This window comes from Burkholderia cepacia GG4, assembly GCF_000292915.1.
Lineage (GTDB): Bacteria > Pseudomonadota > Gammaproteobacteria > Burkholderiales > Burkholderiaceae > Burkholderia > Burkholderia cepacia_D.
The window spans coordinates 238,656-257,015 of the sequence record NC_018513.1; the positions used below are offsets into that span (position 1 = coordinate 238,656).

Annotated in this window: 14 protein-coding genes; 4 read left to right on the forward strand and 10 right to left on the reverse strand. The window is 66.0% G+C overall.

The features are described 5' to 3' along the window. On the forward strand, window positions 1-639 hold the full coding sequence (locus GEM_RS01080) for a LysE family translocator (protein ID WP_014895614.1): 639 nt from the start codon (window positions 1-3) through the stop codon (window positions 637-639). Between the two features lie 369 nt (window positions 640-1,008). Here the strand turns inward: GEM_RS01080 and GEM_RS01085 are convergent, their stop codons facing one another. From GEM_RS01085 to GEM_RS01115, 7 genes are all read right to left on the reverse strand, one after another. Next, entirely contained in the window at window positions 1,009-1,842 is an 834-nt protein-coding gene (locus GEM_RS01085) for an OmpW/AlkL family protein (RefSeq protein WP_014895616.1), read from the reverse strand. A gap of 16 nt (window positions 1,843-1,858) precedes the next feature. Beyond that, window positions 1,859-3,100: a DUF2957 domain-containing protein gene (locus tag GEM_RS01090; RefSeq protein WP_014895617.1), complete on the reverse strand. Its 1,242-nt coding sequence runs from the start codon at window positions 3,098-3,100 to the stop codon at window positions 1,859-1,861. A gap of 155 nt (window positions 3,101-3,255) precedes the next feature. Beyond that, entirely contained in the window at window positions 3,256-4,677 is a 1,422-nt protein-coding gene (locus GEM_RS01095; protein WP_014895618.1) for a DUF2957 domain-containing protein, read from the reverse strand. Window positions 4,678-5,106: 429 nt separating this feature from the next. After that, entirely contained in the window at window positions 5,107-6,057 is a 951-nt protein-coding gene (argC, locus tag GEM_RS01100; protein ID WP_014895619.1) for an N-acetyl-gamma-glutamyl-phosphate reductase, read from the reverse strand. Between the two features lie 189 nt (window positions 6,058-6,246). Continuing rightward, window positions 6,247-6,819 (reverse strand): flavodoxin family protein, encoded by a 573-nt coding sequence (locus GEM_RS01105; protein WP_014895620.1) that lies wholly within the window; start codon window positions 6,817-6,819, stop codon window positions 6,247-6,249. A gap of 214 nt (window positions 6,820-7,033) precedes the next feature. Continuing rightward, complete coding sequence (locus GEM_RS01110; protein WP_014895621.1) at window positions 7,034-7,636, reverse strand: YbhB/YbcL family Raf kinase inhibitor-like protein; 603 nt, start codon at window positions 7,634-7,636, stop codon at window positions 7,034-7,036. A 247-nt stretch (window positions 7,637-7,883) separates the two neighbouring features. Beyond that, a complete protein-coding gene (locus tag GEM_RS01115) occupies window positions 7,884-8,570 on the reverse strand; it encodes an orotate phosphoribosyltransferase (protein WP_006752465.1) in 687 nt (228 codons plus the stop codon). A 460-nt stretch (window positions 8,571-9,030) separates the two neighbouring features. Here GEM_RS01115 and GEM_RS01120 point away from each other — a divergent pair, with 460 nt between their 5' ends. Beyond that, on the forward strand, window positions 9,031-11,301 hold the full coding sequence (locus GEM_RS01120; RefSeq protein ID WP_014895622.1) for an NADP-dependent malic enzyme: 2,271 nt from the start codon (window positions 9,031-9,033) through the stop codon (window positions 11,299-11,301). 148 nt (window positions 11,302-11,449) lie between these two features. Here the strand turns inward: GEM_RS01120 and GEM_RS01125 are convergent, their stop codons facing one another. Beyond that, a complete protein-coding gene (locus GEM_RS01125) occupies window positions 11,450-15,040 on the reverse strand; it encodes an indolepyruvate ferredoxin oxidoreductase family protein (protein ID WP_014895623.1) in 3,591 nt (1,196 codons plus the stop codon). Window positions 15,041-15,360: 320 nt separating this feature from the next. On the opposite strand from GEM_RS01125, the gene GEM_RS01130 reads away from it, so the two are divergent. Next, complete coding sequence (locus GEM_RS01130; RefSeq protein ID WP_014895624.1) at window positions 15,361-15,555, forward strand: hypothetical protein; 195 nt, start codon at window positions 15,361-15,363, stop codon at window positions 15,553-15,555. Between the two features lie 128 nt (window positions 15,556-15,683). Here the strand turns inward: GEM_RS01130 and hppD are convergent, their stop codons facing one another. Further along, entirely contained in the window at window positions 15,684-16,781 is a 1,098-nt protein-coding gene (hppD, locus tag GEM_RS01135) for a 4-hydroxyphenylpyruvate dioxygenase (RefSeq protein ID WP_014895625.1), read from the reverse strand. A gap of 213 nt (window positions 16,782-16,994) precedes the next feature. Here hppD and GEM_RS01140 point away from each other — a divergent pair, with 213 nt between their 5' ends. Next, on the forward strand, window positions 16,995-17,519 hold the full coding sequence (locus tag GEM_RS01140) for an Lrp/AsnC family transcriptional regulator (protein WP_011655746.1): 525 nt from the start codon (window positions 16,995-16,997) through the stop codon (window positions 17,517-17,519). Between the two features lie 70 nt (window positions 17,520-17,589). Here the strand turns inward: GEM_RS01140 and GEM_RS01145 are convergent, their stop codons facing one another. Continuing rightward, window positions 17,590-18,237, reverse strand: a complete 648-nt coding sequence (locus tag GEM_RS01145; RefSeq protein WP_014895626.1) for a GNAT family N-acetyltransferase — start codon at window positions 18,235-18,237, stop codon at window positions 17,590-17,592. Between the last annotated feature and the right edge of the window lie 123 nt (window positions 18,238-18,360).

An 18,360-nucleotide genomic window follows, 5' to 3' on the forward strand; every position in this document is an offset into this window, starting at 1 on the left:
ATGAACTTGCATACGTGGTGGCTTTTCGTGGCGACGGTGTTCGTCGTGTCGGCGATTCCGGGTCCGAACATGCTGCTCGTGATGACTCACGGCGCACGGCACGGGCTGCGCCGCTCGTCGTCGACCATGGCTGGCTGCCTGACCGCGATGGTACTGATGCTGTCGGTATCGGCGGCGGGCCTCGGCGCGGTGCTGGAGGCATGGCCGGCAATGTTCAACACGCTGCGTTTCGCGGGCGCGGCCTATCTCGTCTATCTCGGCGTGAAGGCGTGGCGCTCGGGCGCCGACGAGGTGCCGGCGGCCGACGCCGAACCGGCGGCGCGCCACGCGCCCAGCACGTCGCGCTGGGCGCTGTACCGCAACGGCTTCCTGGTTTCCGGCAGCAACCCGAAGGCGATCCTGTTCGCGGCCGCACTGCTGCCGCAGTTCATCAACGCAGCCGAGCCGACGCTTCCGCAGTTCGGCATCCTCGTCGTCACGTTCGCGGTGATCGAGGTGAGCTGGTATCTCGTCTACGCGTCGTTCGGCACGCGCATCGGCGCGACACTGAAGAGCCAGAGCGTCGCGAAGATCTTCAACCGGCTGACGGGCGGCATCTTCGTCGGCTTCGGCGCGATGATGGCGCTGGTCCGTCACTGATTCAGGCCCGCGCGGCCTGCCGAACGCCCCGCGCCTCGTCAGAGGGCGGGGCGTTCGCACATCTGCGCCCGTCGCGCCTGGCTTGCACGCTTGCACACGCTCCCAGACAACTGCTCCGGCCCGCGCTCGGCGAGGTGCTCGACCGGGTAAACATGAAGGGGTCGGATGAAAACTAGCGATCTAGAGTGCGTATTCGAGGGAAAGTCCTTATTTTCTCTACGGAAATGTTGCAATGCGGAAACCGATTCGCTATAGTTACACCTGTCTCCTCCATGTCTCCTCTGATATGGATTCAGCCCGCCTCTTAGGCGGGCTTTTTTTTGCCCGCGATTTTGCCGCGGGCAGTCCATGCTTCCTCCGTCGCCGGCGTCAGAACTTGTAGGTCATCCCGACGTAGCTGATGATCGGGTCGGCCTTCAGGTCAGATTTCGACTCGGCGAGCACCGTGCCGTCGGCTGCCTTGATCGTCACCGTCGACGTCGTCTTCAGCGGGATGTAGGTCACCGACGCGATCAGCCCGAAATGCTCGGTCATGTTGTACTGCAGGCCCGCGTTGAACACCGGCTGCCATGACGACGACGCCTTCGCTTCCACCGATGTCGTACCCGGCTTGCCCGCGCCCGCCGCGAGAATTGCGCCGAGGTTGTCCTGCGTCTGCTTGATGAAGTTCGTGTTGAGCTGCAGGTCGCTGAACCAGTTGTACGAGACGCCGAGGCCGAGGAACGGCCGGAACTTCGCGTTCGCCTGCCCGAAGTAGTACTGCAGCAGCACGGCCGGGCTCCATTGCCGCACGCTCTTCACGATCGGGTTCACCGACGCGAGGCCGATGTTCTGCGTGCCGAGCGCGCCGGCCGGTCCTGGCGGCTTGATCGTCCCCTGGGCCGACACCTTGAACACCGGCGGCACGCCGGCCACCGACGTGACCGCGATGTGGTCGGTCAGGAAGTGGCTGACCGTCAGGCCGACCGTATCCGCGCCGCTGGTGCGCAGCCCGGTGCCCGGCGACGTGAACGACGCCGGCAGTCGCAGCGGGGTGTTGATCGGCGTCGGCGCGACATTGGTCGTCATCGGCGTGCTGCTCTGCTGCGGCATCACGTGGAACCAGCCGAGCGTGACGACGTTGCTGCCAGCGCTCTGCGCGTGCGCCGCGAGCGGCGCCAGGGCGGCGGCCCCGGCCGCCGCGCAGAGAAGGGTCTTCTTCATCACGGCTTCTCTCCGCTTACTGGACGAACGCGCCGATCGTGAAATACGGCGTCGAACCCGCGTTGTCGAGGAAACCGAACACGCCACCCGTGAAGATGAACTTGCCGGTCGGCGACGTGCTGCCCGAACCCGTGTGGATCGTCGTGACCGTGCCCGGCACCTTCTGCGTGTAGTCCAGATCGAGCGCGGTCGCGAGCGATGCCTGCGACGGCTGGAACGGATCGAGCAGCGTGGCCTGGTTGTTGATCAGCGCGGTGGTGCGATAGTCGAACTGGCTGTCGACGCCGATGTACTCGCCGTTCTGCGAGCCGGCCGCGATCGCGGTCTGCGGCGCGAGGATCGAGATGCTCGATTCGTCGTCGGCGGTCAGGCCCGGCACGCCATTGCTGTCGGGCGTCGGGTTCGGGTTCGCGACGCCGGTGCGCACGAGGATCGGCACCAGCTGGTTGCGCAGCTTGCCGACGATCATGAAGCCCTTGCCCTGCGGCGTCGCCGACAGCGTCGGCTTCAGCTGGCTCTGGTAGTTGTTGCTCTGGAACGCGCCGCTGCCGTCGGCCGACTGCACGAAGTTCGTGCCCTGCTGCACGCACGCACCGCCGGCGAACTGGCCAGTCGTGTCGCACTTGGTCCAGGTGCCGTCCGCGTTGATCGTTACCTTCGCGTCGATCGACGCCGGCGCGAACTTCTGCGACGGTACTTCACCGAAGCCCACATGGCTGTACGTGCCCGCGACCTTCGTGATGTCGGTTTCGATCGACGAGAAGCCGATGAACGGGTAGTACGGGAATTTCGTGTCGGGCACGGCAGCCTGGCCGAGCACGCCGTTGAACTGGATTTCCTTGCCGGGAATCGTGCCGCCCGCGACGCCGTAGCCGACGAAGATGCGCGCAGGACGCGACGAATCGAGGCTCGCGCCGTTCAGGCGGAACGCGCACTGGTTCAGCTTGTTGGTCGGCAGCATCGTTTCCTGCGTGAGCGTGCCGCTGTCGACGGTGCCCGCGCGCGTCGGCGTGACGGTGCCGGTCGTTTGCGGAACCGGCGATTCGACATAGGTCACCTGCCAGGTCATCTTGGTCGTGTCGAGCTGGACCTTGGCGAGTTCGCCGCTGCCTGCGCCACCCGTAAACACGGTGCTGTAGTCGAGCGACGCGGGGCAGAGCCGGTCTTCGACGAGCGGGGGCGGATTATCGCTGCCGCCGCCGCAGGCGGACAGAAGGGGGGCGGCAAGCGCCGCGGCCAGAATGAGGTTGCGCTTCATGTTGCTCCTCCAGATTTGTCTTGTAAGGCGGCCGGCTCCCTGTCGGCCGCTTCTATTGCTTGTGCTCGTGCTGCCCGCGCCGTGCCGGGCGCTTTCGTCTCGTGCCTTCGGCGCATCGCGCGGCGGCGGGTTGGCCGCCGCCGCATCCCCGAGCGCTACTTGCTGATCTGCGCACCCACGCCGAAGTACGGCGTCGACGACGTGCTCGAGTTCGCCGACGTCGACGTGACACCGCCGTTCACCGTGCCCTGGATGAGCGCCGCGTACAGGCCGCCCGTCGCGATCACCACGCCCGATGCGGACGGATAGGTCGCGCCGCTCGGCGGCGTCGTCGTCGCGTTCAGCAGGCCCGGCGTGCCCTGGCCGTAGTCGAGCGTGAACGCGTCTTCCTCGGCCTGCGTGGTCGGGTTGATGAACGACGCGTTGCCGCCACGGATCAGCGCGGCCGTGTACTTGAAGTTGGAATCTGCGCCCGCGTAGCCGCCGTCGATCGCGCCCGACTGGATCGCCGTCGCCGCGCCGAGCACCGCGATGCCCGATTCATCGTCGACCTGCGCGTCGGTGTGCAGCGGCGGTGTGCCGAGGTTCACGTTGCCCGTGCGCACGACCACCGGCACGGTCGCGCCGTTGAGCTGGCCGATCACCATGTGCGCGGTGGCCGACTTGCCGGTCGCGCCGATCAGCGGCAGCTGCGTCTGCGGCAGGGTCTGCGGCGCCTTCGCGCTGTTGAGATAGCCGCCGGTCGCGTTCACCGTCCACGGATTGCCGGTTGTCTGGCAGCCGCCGGCACTCGTCGACGTGCACGCGCCGTTCGCGTCGAACGTCTCGCTCGAATTCGTGCCCTTCGTCGCGTAGTTGCCCGACGGCACGAGGTGGTAGATCAGCGCGTTGTAGGTGCCCGGCAGCTTCGTGAGGTCGGTCGTCGTGTTCGCGAAGCCGAGGAACGGATAGAAGTCGAAGTGGCGGTTCGGCACCTGGCCGACGTTCTGGATCACGCCCGGGATGATCGTCAGCCCGTCGTACTGGACCGTCGCACCCGGGATGCCGCCGCCGGCGACGCCCATGCCGACCAGCAGCATCGGCGGGTTTGCCTGGTTGAAGTCGGCGGCCGTCGAATAGGTCGAGCCGTTCGGTGCCGTGCCCGAACCCGGCGTGAGGACGAATGCGCAGCGCGTCTGCTCCGCGGTCGGCAGCATGCCGGTCGGCGGGTGGATGACCTTGCCGGTGATCGTCGTGCCGGCGCGGCTCGGCGTGACGGTGCCGGTCGCGAGCGGAATCGGCGATTCGAGCCACGTGAGCGTGTACGTCATCGCGACCGCATCGATGTTGACGCTGACGATCTCGCCGCTACCCGCACCGCCGAGGTACGTGCTCTTCACGATGTCGGCGTTGGCCGGGCACAGCGCGCCGTTGACGGGCTGCGACGGCGGTGGCCCTTGCGTGCCGCAGCTCGATCCGGAACATTGGGGCGCTTCGATCGGCGCGGGCGAGCCGCCGGAATCCCCTCCACCACATGCAACCAGGAAAGGGGCGATGGCAAAGGCCGTTGCCACCCCCTTCGATAAGGCGTGCGACATGCCGCTGTCTCCAATCGTTTAATTGTGCGAGCTAATGTCGCTGCGCGGATTTTTGCTGTCAATTGATGAACTCGTCTAAAAAAGACGATTGAAACAAAAGTCGCGATATGAATCCTTGCCGGATGAGGCTTTCAGTAAGAATTAAAACGCGCAGAGGGCGCTAGAGTGCTGCTGGAGTGGGGCGGCTGCCACGCGCAACAGGCTCTCGAGGCCTTCCCGCGTATAACGGCAGTGTTTAAAGCGGCGATATCCGGTTTATCCCTATTCGGGATTGACTGGAGAAAGGTGGGTGGAATTAATTCGCCGGCAATCGCGCAATGGAAAGCTTGTAAATATTTGTAAATGCGCGATTCGGATTTTTATATATTGCCCGATACGGGCAAATAAAAAGCCGGCCAGTGGCCGGCTTTGCATCGCGTGCAAGCAGGGTCAGCGCGTGAGACCGCTATCCTCGGCGGCGCCGATGTTGAGGTTCATGCACTGGATCGCGGCGCCCGATGCGCCCTTGCCGAGATTGTCGAGGCGCGCGACCGTGACGAAGCGCTCTTCGTTGCCGAACACGAACAGGTCGACGCGGTTCGTGTCGTTGTTCGCCTGCACGTCGAAGAAGCCGCTGTCGAGATTCGCATCGGCGTTGAACGGCGCGACGCGCACGAACGGTTCGTCCGCGTAGTACTCGGCGAACACGCGCTGCACGTCTTGCGGCGTCGCGCGCTTCGCGAGCTGTTCCGGCGAGAAGTAGGTCGTCACCGCGAGACCCTTCAGGAACGGCCCGACGATCGGCGTGAAGATCGGCGCGTGCGTGAGGCCCGTGTGCGCGGCCATTTCCGGCAGGTGCTTGTGCGCCAGCGCGAGCGCGTACGGACGCGGGCTCGCGAGCTTGCCGCCCGGCGCCGCGCTTTCGTATTCGGCGATCATCGACTTGCCGCCGCCGCTGTAGCCGGTGATCGAGTAGCTGTGCGCGGCGAACGTCGGCGCGACGATGCCTGCGTCGACGAGCGGACGCATCGCGAGCACGAACGCCGACGCGTGGCAGCCCGGCACCGCGATGCGCTTCGACGTGCGAATCTTCTCGCGCTGCGCGCGGGTCAGTTCCGGCAGCCCATACGCCCAGTCGGCGCTCGTGCGGAACGCGGTGCTCGCGTCGATCAGCGTCGTGTTCGGGTTCTCGACCAGCGATGCCGATTCGCGCGACGCGACGTCCGGCAGGCACAGGAACGTGACGTCCGACGCGTTGATCAGGCGGCGGCGCTCGTCGACGTCCTTGCGCTTCGCTTCCTCGATGCGCAGGATCTCGATGTCGTTGCGCGCCGACAGGTATTCGAAGATCTTGAGGCCGGTCGTGCCTTCCTGGCCGTCGACAAAAACTTTGGTGCTCATTTCGCTCTCACTGAATGAAACGGGAGCCGCGGCGCCCTGAAACCGCCATTTTAAGACGTCATCCGGCGGGCCTGCATCGCACGGGGTGAAAAAAAGACGGCCCGCGGGCCGTCTTGTGTCCCTTTGACACGCGCCTGCGCCGCGTCGCCGCGCCACCCGTGGCGCGATCGAGCGGGCGCGCGGACGCGTTCAGCGGGCGCCGGCCACCCAGCGGGCCGTTGCTTCGGCGACGCGCCGGCCGAACGCCTTCGCGGTCTCGAGATCGCCCGGCAGCGGGCCCTCATCGGGCGTCGCGTCCGCCGGCGACTGCGCGAGCAGGCCCGTGAAGCCGCCGACGTAGTTGATGTCGTTGCGCGTGGCCGCCTTCGAGTTGGCCGGCATCATGCCCGTGCCGACCCACACCATCCCATGTTGCATCGCCAGCGTGACGAAATACTGAATCGTCGAGAACTTGTCGCCGTTCATCGTCGCGGAATTCGTGAAGCCCGCGGCGATCTTGTCCTTCCACTTCTGCGTGAACCACGGTTTCGACGTCGCATCGGCGAACTGCTTGAACTGCGCGGACGGCCCGCCCATGTAGGTCGGCGCGCCGAAGACGATCGCGTCCGCCGCATCGAGTGCGGCCCAGCTTGCGTCGTCGAGCTCGCCGACGGCGATCAGGCGTGCGGTCGCGCCGGCGTCCTGCGCGCCTGCGTGAACGGCGTCGGCCAGTTTCTGCGTGTGACCGTAGCCGCTGTGATAAACGATGACGATGTTCGACATGAAGCGTTCTCCGGAAAGGGGCGAAACGGCGGGCGCTGCGGCCTGCCGCGTGACGCGCCGCGGACGGGCGGCGCGGCGGATCCGCGGCGGGATGCCGCGACCGGTGCAGGCGAGTCTAGCAAGCCGAAATGACGGGAAAAAAGCGCGTGTGCGGCGCACGGAAATTCGCCGGCGCGGGCAATCCGACACGCAACCTGCGCCAGCGCGCCGCCGGTTACTGTCCGTAATTGACGATGAGTTGCGCGGTGCCGATCGTGAGCGTGCCGATCTCGTGCTCGAACATCGGCGCGGGGCGCCCCTGAGCGATGCGCAGGTCTATCCCCTTCAGCGCGTAGACGGTGATCACGTAGCGGTGCGGCTTGCCTGGCGGCGGGCACGGGCCGCCGTAGCCGTCGATTCCGAAGTCGTTGCGCGCCTCGCTCGCGCCGATGCGCCGCAGGAAGCCGGACGCGCTCGCATCCGCGGGCAGGCTCGTGACGGTCGCCGGGATACCGGCGACGGCCCAGTGCCACCAGCCGTGCCCGGGTGCATCGGGATCGAAGATCGTGATCGCATAACCACGCGTGCCGGGCGGCGGATTGCGCCAGCTGAGCTGCGGCGAGCGGTTTTCGCCCTTGCAGTCGCCACGGTCGAACACGTTCGCGGCACCGACGCGCCCGCCGGGTGTCAGTTGGTCGCTCGACACGGTGAACGGGCCTTCCGCCCGCGCCGGCAGGGCGGCGCACGCGACCCAGGCGGCAACGCAGAGGACAGTGGCGATGAACGGGGACGAAGGACCCGGCGGCGCAGGCAGAGTGATCCGGCGATCCACACGCATAAGGCGCTTCTCCCGTCACGTGAGCCGGGCCGATGCGCCCGGCATGGTTGGCGTTGCAGGTTGCCCGCGCAGCGGATGGCGGCGGCAGATCAAGTCTAGCATTAGGGTTCGATGCGCGATGCGCGATGCACGCCGCGACCCGCGATTCGGGCCGATCCGGATGCGGATCGACGGACGAAAAAAAACCGCTCGCGATGAAGCGAGCGGTTTTCTGCGCCAGGGCGCCGGCCAGCGAGCCGGCGCGGCCTTATTCCTTGGGGGCCGTCGCGCCGCCGTGCGCGGCCGACCATTCGGCCGGCGCGTGCAGGAATTTCTCGACTTCGTCGAGCGTCTTCGTTTCGAAGTAGCCCGACGCCTTCGCGACGCGCAGCACGTCCCACCAGGTCGCGAGCGCGTGCAGGTCGACGTCGATGTCCTTCAGGACCGACACGCTTTCCTTGAAGATGTTGTAGTGGAACAGCACGAAGCAGTGGTTCACCGTCGCGCCCGCGGTGCGCAACGCGTTGACGAAGTTGATCTTGCTGCGGCTGTCGGTCGTCAGGTCTTCCACCAGCAGCACGCGCGAGCCTTCTTCCAGATGGCCTTCGATCTGCGCATTGCGGCCGAAACCCTTCGGCTTCTTGCGCACGTACTGCATCGGCACCATCATGCGGTCCGCGAGCCATGCCGCGAACGGGATACCGGCCGTCTCGCCGCCCGCCACCGAGTCGATCTGCTCGAAGCCGACGTCGCGCATGATCGTCGTTTCCGCCATTTCCATCAGCGCACGACGCACGCGCGGATACGAGATCAGCTTGCGGCAGTCGATGTAGACGGGGCTTGCCCAGCCGGACGTGAAGATGAACGGTTTTTCGGCGTTGAAGTGCACCGCCTGCACTTCGAGCAGGATTTTGGCGGTCGTATCCGAGATCGACTGACGATCGTAGCCTGTCATGGGCATTCCTTGGGTGATGAGCGAAGAGCGGGCGCGGGCCCGGTGGCGCAGCAAGGGGAACCTGCCCGAGGGGCCGGGGCGCGATCGGAGGGCCAATCGCATCGCTGCGCGCGTAGCCGGCTATTTTACCCGATTCAGGGCGGTTTTCGGCGGAATTCGCGCGGGTTCGGCGCGCCGCTCACCACCGGCGAAACAAACGGGGTGCGATCAGCCCGATGCTGATGCCAAGGATGCGGCGCCGCACCAACGGACGTCATTTAGGGGGTGTACACTAGGCGACCCTTAGAAATCGTTCAGTACTTTGTACTTTCCTCTTGCCACCCGCCAAGGTTCGATGGCGTGCCGACCCGGCGCGCTGCGTGCCGTCTCGCAGTCGACCATCCCCTCGATCCAAGCAGACGCGGCCCAAGGTGCTGTGTACTGAACCGTCAAAATTTCGCATGTCTCTCGCAGGTCAATCATGGACGAACAACTGAAGCAGGCCGCTCTCGCTTATCACCTGAACCCGAAACCCGGCAAGATTTCGGTCACCCCGACCAAGCCGCTGTCGAACCAGCTCGATCTGTCGCTCGCGTATTCGCCGGGCGTCGCGGCGGCGTGCGAGGCGATCCACGCCGATCCGCTCGACGCGCAGAAGTACACGTCGCGCGGCAACCTCGTCGGCGTCATCACGAACGGCACGGCCGTGCTGGGCCTCGGCAACATCGGCCCGCTGGCTGCGAAGCCGGTGATGGAAGGCAAGGGCTGCCTGTTCAAGAAGTTCGCGGGCATCGACGTGTTCGACATCGAACTGTCGGAGTCCGACCCCGACAAGCTCGTCGAGGCGATCGCGATGCTCGAGCCGACGCTCGGCGGCATCAACCTCGAGGACATCAAGGCGCCGGAATGCTTCTACATCGAGCAGAAGCTGCGCGAGCGCATGAAGATCCCCGTTTTCCACGACGACCAGCACGGCACCGCGATCATCGCGTCGGCTGCGATCCTGAACGGCCTGAAGGTCGTCGGCAAGAAGCTGTCGGAAGTGAAGCTCGTGTGTTCGGGCGCGGGCGCCGCGGCGATCGCGTGTCTGGACCTGCTCGTGAACCTCGGCCTGACGAAGGCGAACATCCTCGTCGCCGATTCGAAGGGCGTGATCTACGAAGGGCGCGGCAACCTCGACCCGTCGAAGCAGCGTTATGCGGCGACCACCGACGCGCGCACGCTTGGCGACGCGATCGTCGGCGCGGACGTGTTCCTCGGCTGCTCGAGCGCGGGCGTGCTGAAGCAGGACATGGTCAAGACGATGGGCGACCGCCCGCTGATCCTGGCGCTTGCGAACCCGGAACCGGAAATCCGCCCGGAAGACGCGAAGGCCGTGCGCCCGGATGCGATCGTCGCGACCGGCCGTTCGGACTACCCGAACCAGGTCAACAACGTGCTGTGCTTCCCGTTCATCTTCCGCGGCGCACTCGACGTCGGCGCGACGACGATCACGGAAGAAATGAAGCTCGCGTGCGTGCGCGCGATCGCCGAGCTGGCCGAGGAAACCGACCAGAGCGAAGAAGTCGCGAAGGCGTATGAAGGCCATTCGCTCGAGTTCGGGCCGGACTACCTGATTCCGAAGCCGTTCGACCCGCGCCTGATCATCAAGATCGCGCCGGCCGTCGCACAGGCTGCGATGGATTCGGGCGTCGCGACGCGCCCGATCGAGGACATGGACGCGTACCGCGAGCAGCTCGGCGCGACCGTCTACCGCACCGGCATGGTGATGCGTCCGGTGTTCGCGACCGCGAAGAAGAAGCAGGCGCGCATCGTGTTCGCCGAGGGCGAGGACGAACGCGTGCTGCGCGCCGCGCAGTTCGTGCTGCAGGAAAAGATCGCGAAGCCGATCATCGTCGGCCGTCCGTCGGTCGTCGAGATGCGCCTGCAGAAGATCGGCTCGAAGCTGAAGGCCGGCATCGATTTCGAGATCGTGAATCCGGAAGACGACACCCGCTACCACCGCTATTGGCAGGCGTACCACGAGATCGGCGCGCGTGACGGCGTCACGCCGGAAGTCGCGAAGGCCGCGCTGCGCAAGTTCAACACGCTGATCGGCGCGATGCTCGTGCACCTGGGCGATGCGGACGGGATGATCTGCGGGATGATCGACACGTACCACACGCACCTGAAGTTCATCGAGCAAGTGCTGGGCCGTGCGCAGGGCGCCGAGCACTACGCCGCGATGAACCTGCTGATGCTGCCGGGCCGCAACCTGTTCCTGTGCGACACGTACGTGAACGAAGTGCCGAGCGCGGAACAGCTCGCCGACATGACGATCCAGGCTGCCGCCGAAATCGAGCGCTTCGGCATCGCGCCGAAGGCCGCGCTGCTGTCGAACTCGAACTTCGGCAGCGCGCCGTCGGCGTCGTCGCGCCGGATGGCCGAGGCCCGCCAGCTGATCAGCGAGCGTGCGCCGAACCTCGAAGTCGACGGCGAAATGCACGGCGACGCGGCGTTGTCCGAAGCGGTCCGCAAGGCCGCGTTCCCGGGCACGACGCTGTCGGGCGAAGCGAACCTGCTGATCATGCCGAACGTCGAAGCGGCGAACATCGCGTACAACCTGCTGAAGATGGTCGGCGGCGAAGGCGTGACGGTCGGCCCGTTCCTGCTCGGCGCGGCGAAGCCGGTCCACATCCTGACGCCGGCTGCAACCGTGCGCCGGATCATCAACATGACGGCGGTGGCCGCCGCGAACGCGAACACGAAGTAAGTTTGCATCTGCGTGCGCCGCGCAGCACGCGCGGCGCAATGAAAAACGCCACGGAACCTGCATTCCGTGGCGTTTTTTTTGCGAGTTTTTTCGTGACCCGCCGGCGGTGCAGGCGGGCGTCCGGACCGCGAACGCCCGCTGCGCGCCGTTACGCGACCTGCTGGCGGGAATGGCCACCCGTCGGCGAACGCCACTGCGTGAGCAGCGTGTTCCACTTCTGGCGAACCGCGCGCAGGTTGTTCTCCTTCACGTGGCCGTAGCCGCGAATGCCGTCCGGCAACGCCGCGAGCTCGAGCGCGAGCGGGCGGTTGGCCGCGTTCAGCTTGACCAGCACCTCGCCGATCAGCGCTTCGTACTCGCCGATCAGTGCGCGCTCGGTGCGGCGCTCCTCGGTGCGGCCGAACGGGTCGAGCCCCGTGCCGCGCAGGAACTTCGCCTTCGCAAGCAGCCGGAACGCCGACAACATCCACGGGCCGTACGCCTTCTTCACGAGATGGCCGTGTGCGTCCGTTTTCGCGAACAGCGGCGGCGCGAGGTGGAACTTCAGTTTCCAGTCGCCTTCGAACTGCGACGACAGGCGCGCGAGGAACGCGGGGTCTGACTGCAGCCGTGCCACCTCGTATTCGTCCTTGTACGCCATCAGCTTGAACAGGTTGCGCGCGACCGCTTCGGTCAGCGGCTCCTGTACGGCGTCGCCGTCCGCCAGCGCGCGTTCGGCCGTGCGCACCTTGTCGACGAATGCCGCATAGCGCGATGCGTATGCGGCGTTCTGGTACGCGGTGAGGAAGTCCACGCGCTTCGCGATCAGTGCATCGACCGCCTTCTTCGTGTGCAGCGCGATCACCGTCGCGCCCTGCGCGGGGCGCGCGTCGCCGGCCGCGGCCTGCTTCACGCTTGCGAGGTCATGCGCGGCGCGGCGGCCCCAGTCGAATGCCGCACGGTTCTTCTCCACCGACACCGCGTTCAGCTCGATCGCGCGTTCGAGCGATGCAAGCGTCAGCGGCAGCCAGCCCTTCTGCCATGCGTAGCCGAGCACGAACGGGTTGGTGTAGATCGCGTCGCCGAGCAGCGCGACCGCGAAGCGGTTCGCATCGATGAAATCGACGGCTTCGCCTGCCGCCGCGCGGATGTCGTTTTCCGCGGACAGGCCCGGGAACGCCCAGTTCGGGTTCTTGATGAACTCGGCCGTCGGCGTCTGCGCGCTGTTGACGACCACGCGGGTCGTGTCGTGCCGCATCCGCGACGTGCATTCGTCGCCAGCCGTGACGATCGCGTCGCAGCCGATCACGAGGTCGGCTTCGCCCATCGCGATCCGCGTCGCATGAATGTCGGTCGGCGCGTGCGATATCTGCACGTGGCTCATCACGGCGCCGCCTTTCTGCGCGAGGCCCGTGACGTCGAGCACGGTCACGCCCTTGTTCTCCAGGTGCGCGGCCATCCCGAGCAGCGCGCCGATCGTGACGACGCCCGTGCCGCCGACGCCGGTGACGAGCACGCCGTACGCACGCTCGATCGCCGGCAGCGTCGGCTCCGGAATCGGCGGCAATGCGCTGCCGTCGACCGACACGGCCTTCGGCTTCTTCAACTGGCCGCCCTCGACCGTGACGAAGCTCGGGCAGAAGCCCTTCACGCACGAGAAGTCCTTGTTGCAGCTCGACTGGTTGATCTGGCGCTTCGTGCCGAATTCGGTTTCCAGCGGCTCGACCGACAGGCAGTTCGACTGCACCGAGCAGTCGCCACAGCCTTCGCACACCGCGTCGTTGATCACCACGCGCTTCGCCGGATCCGGATACGTGCCGCGCTTGCGGCGGCGGCGCTTCTCGGTCGCGCAGGTCTGGTCGTAGATCAGGATCGTCGTGCCTTCGATCTCGCGCAGCTCGCGCTGCACGTCGTCGAGCTGGTCGCGGTGATGGATCGTCACATCCGGCGCGAGCAGCGCCTTCTGGCCGTCGTACTTCTCCGGTTCGTCGGTGACGATCACGATCTTCTTCGCACCTTCGGACGCGAGCTGGTGCGTGATCTGCGGCACCGTCAGCACACCGTCGACCGGCTGGCCGCCCGTCATCGCGACAGCGTCGTTGTAGAGGATCTTGTAGGTGATGTTCGCCTTCGACGAGATCGCTGCGCGCACCGCCAGCAGGCCCGAGTGGAAATAGGTGCCGTCGCCGAGGTTCGCGAACACGTGCTTCTCGTCGGTGAACGGCGCCTGGCCGATCCACGGCACGCCTTCGCCGCCCATCTGGCTGAAGGTGCTCGTGCTGCGGTCCATCCACACGGTCATGTAGTGGCAGCCGATGCCGGCGATCGCGCGCGAGCCTTCCGGCACGTTGGTCGACGTGTTGTGCGGGCAGCCCGAGCAGAACCACGGCTTGCGCTCGGTCTGCACGTGCGGCTTCGCGAGCGCCATTTCCTTCGCGCTGATCACCGCGAGCCGCGCGGCGATGCGCGCGCGCACGTCGGACGGCAGCTCGAACTTCTCCAGACGCGTTGCGATTGCCTTCGCGATGATCGCGGGCGACAGTTCGTAGTGCGCGGGCAGCAGCCAGTTGCCCATCGGCACCGACCATTCGCCGCCGGCGCCGTCCTTCTCGTCGAACTTGCCGAACACGCGCGGGCGCTGCCCGTCGGGCCAGTTGTACAGCTCTTCCTTGATCGCGTATTCGAGGATCTGGCGCTTTTCCTCGACGACGAGAATTTCGTCGAGGCCACGCGCGAACGCCTGCGCGCCCTGCGCTTCGAGCGGCCACACGCAGCCGACCTTGTACAGGCGGATGCCGATCCGCGCGCAGGTTTCGTCGTCGAGGCCGAGGTCGGTCAGCGCCTGGCGCACGTCGAGGTACGCCTTGCCGCCGGTCATGATCCCGAAGCGCGCGTGCGGCGAGTCGATCTCGATCCGGTCGAGCTTGTTCGCGCGCACGTAGGCGAGCGCCGCGTACCACTTGTAGTCGAGCAGCCGTGCTTCCTGCACGAGCGGCGGGTCGGGCCAGCGGATGTTCAGGCCGCCGTCCGGCACGATGAAGTCAGTCGGCAGCACGATCTCGGTGCGATGCGGGTCGATGTCGACCGACGCCGCCGATTCGACCACGTCCGTCACGCACTTGAGCGCGACCCACAGGCCCGAATAGCGGCTCATCGCCCAGCCGTGCAGGCCGAAGTCGAGATATTCCTGCACGTTCGACGGGAACAGCACCGGCAGCCCGCAGGCCTTGAAGATGTGTTCGGACTGGTGCGCGAGCGTCGAGGATTTCGCCGCGTGGTCGTCGCCGGCCAGCACGAGCACGCCGCCGTGCTTCGACGAGCCGGCCGAGTTCGCATGCTTGAATACGTCGCCGGTGCGGTCGACGCCCGGGCCCTTGCCGTACCACATGCCGAACACGCCGTCGTGCTTCGCGCCGGGGTACAGGTTCACCTGCTGCGAGCCCCACACGGCGGTGGCGGCGAGATCTTCGTTGAGACCGGGCTGGAACACGATCTGGTGGGCCGCGAGGTGCTGCTTGGCCTTCCACAGCGACAGGTCGAGGCCACCGAGCGGCGAACCGCGATACCCGGAGATGAAGCCGGCCGTATTGAGGCCGGCGGCGCGGTCGCGCTCCTGCTGGAGCATCGGCAGGCGCACGAGCGCCTGGATGCCGCTCATATATGCGCGGCCGCGTTCGAGCGTGTATTTGTCGTCAAGCGTGACGGACTTCAGCGCGGCTTCAAGCGACGCGCGTTGGCCTGCGTCTAGCGGGGCATTCATTGAACTGTCTCCTCCACCCAGTTTGGGATCACCAAAGCTTCAATTGCGTCGACGTCTTGTGAACGTATCGGCAGTGGCCGGCATATTGGCCGGTTTTAACTGATGGTAGCACTGGGATAAACCCGCCGACCACCGGCCGGCGTGCCGCGCTGCGTCGACGAAATGACGCGTGGGGATGCGTTACATCATGTAAAGGCATGTAAAGCCGGCCCCATCCTCATACAAATGCCGTTAATCTTGTCGGCCTGCCGGAGGTGCCCGGCCGCGTCGGCCCGTTTCGACGCACCCGGGGAGGCGCCGGCAGTTTTAAAGGAGGTGCAATGAACACACGTCATATCCAGAGTTTCCTGATCGTGTCCGCCGCGTTTTTCGCGATGACCGGCCCGGTGCACGCGCGAGGCGCGAGCGCACTGGCGGCAGCCGGCGCGCAGATGCGTCAGATCGCGCCGGCGCAGGACGCCGACGCACAGCCGACGGCCGAGCGCGCCGTCGTGTCGAAGGCGAACGTGCGTTGATCCGTTCGCGCGGCCGCCGGGCCGCGCCGGAACGTCAAAAGGGCGGGAATCTCACGATTCCCGCCCTTTTTCTTTGTGCCGCCGGTTCGCGCGCGCCCGGTCTGCCGGGCGCCGCGCCGCCGGACGCGTCAGGCCTTGTCCTGGACCACGCCGCGGCGGATCTGGTCGAGCTCGATCGATTCGAACAGCGCCTTGAAGTTGCCTTCGCCGAAGCCCTGGTTGCCCTTGCGCTGGATGATCTCGAAGAAGATCGGGCCGATCTGGTTTTCGGTGAAGATCTGCAGCAGCAGGTCGTCGCGTGCACCGTCGATCAGGATCTTGCGCTTCTTCAACTCGTCCAGCGATTCGCCGTGGTTCGGCACGCGCCGGTCGACCAGCTCGTAATACGTGTCGATCGTGTCGAGCAGCTTCACTTCCTTGCCGCGCAGGCCGTCGACCGCACCGTAGATGTCGTTCGTGCCGAGCGCGATGTGCTGGATGCCTTCGCCGTGGTACGCGTCGAGGTATTCCTGGATCTGGCCGGCCGTGTCCGAGCCTTCCTCGTTGATCGGGATCCGGATCTTGCCGCACGGCGACGTCATCGCCTTCGACTTCACGCCCGTTACCTTGCCTTCGATGTCGAAGTAGCGCACTTCACGGAAGTTGAACAGGCGCTCGTAGAACTCGGCCCATTCCTGCATGCGGCCGCGATGCACGTTGTGCGTCAGGTGGTCGATATAGGTGAGGCCGTGGCCGACCGGGTTCGGGATCGCGCCGGCGATCGGCTCGAAGTCGACGTCGTAGATGCTGATGTCGCCGATCGCGCCCGGCTGCGCGCCGTTCTTGCCGCGCCAGCGGTCGACGAAGTAGATCAGCGAATCGCCGATGCCCTTGATCGCCGGGATGTTCAGCTCCATCGGGCCGGTCTTGTTGTCGAAGCCCCACGCGCCGAGTTCCAGCGCATGCTTGTATGCCTTCGCGGCGTCCTGCACGCGGAACGCGATCGCGCAGATCGACGGGCCGTGCAGGCGTGCGAAGCGCTGCGCGAACGAATCGGGTTCGGCGTTGATGATGAAGTTGATGTCGCCCTGACGGTAGACCGTCACGTCCTTGTGGCGGTGGCGCGCGATCGCGGTGAAACCCATCCGTTCGAACAGTTGTCCGAGCGCTTTCGGATCCGGTGCGGTGTATTCGATGAATTCGAAGCCGTCGGTGCCGACGGGGTTGTCCCAGTTGGGGATCTGCATGCCGTGTCTCCTGTGTCCTTTCCGAGCGGCCTGGGCGATGCGGGGGCCCCGGCCGGTTCCATGTCGAAGGTGACGCGCGCCGCGGCGCGCGCAATGAATCGGTACATGCGACAAAGTGTAGCGGGCAGGGCGGAGCGTTAACTTGCGAACTTGATTGTCCGTGCCTACGATGGCGCAATTTCCAGTCTCGAATTAAACATCGGAGGGCAGAAAATGGCGCAAGCCGAATTGGACGCCATCGACCGGCGCATTCTCGCGATTCTTCAGGAGAACGGGCGCCTGTCGAACCAGGAGATCGCCGAGCGTGTGAACTTGTCGCCGAGCCCGTGCCTGCGGCGGATCCGGCGGCTCGAGGAGATCGGCGTGATCACCGGCTACGTCGCGCTGCTGGATCCGCAGAAGCTCGGGCTCGATCTGCTCGCATACGTGAGCGTGCGGCTCGAGAAGCGCGGCGGCCTGGCGCCGGTCCGCGCCGACGAGACGTCGGCGCGCGCGGGCGCGACCCACGCGGAACTGTTCCGCGCGGCCGTGCAGACCTGGCCGGAGGTGGTCGCGTGCCACGCGATGACGGGCGACATGGATTACCTGCTGCGCGTGCAGGTCGAGGACATGGCGCACTTCTCCCGCTTCGTGCAGGAGCATTTGTTGCACCATCCGTCGGTGATCGACGTGAAGACGAGCTTCTCGCTCGAATGCTTCAAGGAGACGACGGCGTTGCCGATCCGGTCGGTGCGCTAACGCGCGACGATCGCGAGGCGGGAAAGGACAGAAGACCGGGCGCCCCGCGGGGCAGCCCGGTTGGCCGACGTCACGCCGTCAGCGCGGCGGGCATCAGCGATTCGATGAACTTCGACGTGCGGTGCGCCTGGCGCTTGAGCGCGTAGTCGAACACCGCGGCCTGCTCCTGCAGCATCTCGGCGAGGATCGTCGAATGGTCGGCCGGCGGCAGCGACAGATACGCGTCGGCTTCGCCGTACGCGTACTCGATCCGCATCCCGGACTTCTTCGCGATGTGCATCATCGTCGCGTTGCGCGACAGGCAATGCATGTACAGCATCGTCACACGCGTGTTGCGGCTGCGGATCGCCGCGCGCTCGAACAGCTTCGAGCCGACGCCGCGGCCGCGGGCGCTTTCGAGCACCGACACGCCGAACTCGGCCGTGCGCTTGTCGCCGTCGGCGGGCAGGTAGGCCAAGTGGCCGACGCCGATCAGTTCAAGCGCGTGGTCGAACACGCCGAACACGGTGTCGCGGCCGAAGTCGATCGTGCGGACATAGTTCTCGATCACGTGGTCGGGCACCATCTGGCCGAAGCGCAGCAGGCGGTCCTCTTCGTCGAGCGAGAGAAAGTGAGTGAGCATTTGCTCACGGTCTTTGGAAGCCAGTTCCCTGACGAGAACCGGCGCAGTACCGGCGTTGCCGACAACATCGGCACGGCGGTTGAATTGCGTGTTCATCGTGGGTTCCTCAGTCGGTAGCCGCACAACGGGTTGTGCGATGCAGCAGCATTTTACCCGAGTCGAGGCCGAAGGATTGGGGAAAACCCGTATGTTGTCTTGAGGGTGAATTCTAAATCCGCT

Bases quoted from the DNA above. Each gene is read 5' to 3' on its own strand.
- GEM_RS01105 (WP_014895620.1), bottom strand. From the start codon at position 6,819: ATGTCGAACATCGTCATCGTTTATCACAGCGGCTACGGTCACACGCAG.
- GEM_RS01125 (WP_014895623.1), bottom strand. From the start codon at position 15,040: ATGAATGCCCCGCTAGACGCAGGCCAACGCGCGTCGCTTGAAGCCGCG.
- GEM_RS01085 (WP_014895616.1), bottom strand. From the start codon at position 1,842: ATGAAGAAGACCCTTCTCTGCGCGGCGGCCGGGGCCGCCGCCCTGGCG.
- hppD (WP_014895625.1), bottom strand. From the start codon at position 16,781: ATGCAGATCCCCAACTGGGACAACCCCGTCGGCACCGACGGCTTCGAA.
- GEM_RS01130 (WP_014895624.1), top strand. From the start codon at position 15,361: ATGAACACACGTCATATCCAGAGTTTCCTGATCGTGTCCGCCGCGTTT.
- GEM_RS01115 (WP_006752465.1), bottom strand. From the start codon at position 8,570: ATGACAGGCTACGATCGTCAGTCGATCTCGGATACGACCGCCAAAATC.
- GEM_RS01095 (WP_014895618.1), bottom strand. From the start codon at position 4,677: ATGTCGCACGCCTTATCGAAGGGGGTGGCAACGGCCTTTGCCATCGCC.
- argC (WP_014895619.1), bottom strand. From the start codon at position 6,057: ATGAGCACCAAAGTTTTTGTCGACGGCCAGGAAGGCACGACCGGCCTC.
- GEM_RS01145 (WP_014895626.1), bottom strand. From the start codon at position 18,237: ATGAACACGCAATTCAACCGCCGTGCCGATGTTGTCGGCAACGCCGGT.
- GEM_RS01110 (WP_014895621.1), bottom strand. From the start codon at position 7,636: ATGCGTGTGGATCGCCGGATCACTCTGCCTGCGCCGCCGGGTCCTTCG.
- GEM_RS01080 (WP_014895614.1), top strand. From the start codon at position 1: ATGAACTTGCATACGTGGTGGCTTTTCGTGGCGACGGTGTTCGTCGTG.
- GEM_RS01120 (WP_014895622.1), top strand. From the start codon at position 9,031: ATGGACGAACAACTGAAGCAGGCCGCTCTCGCTTATCACCTGAACCCG.
- GEM_RS01140 (WP_011655746.1), top strand. From the start codon at position 16,995: ATGGCGCAAGCCGAATTGGACGCCATCGACCGGCGCATTCTCGCGATT.
- GEM_RS01090 (WP_014895617.1), bottom strand. From the start codon at position 3,100: ATGAAGCGCAACCTCATTCTGGCCGCGGCGCTTGCCGCCCCCCTTCTG.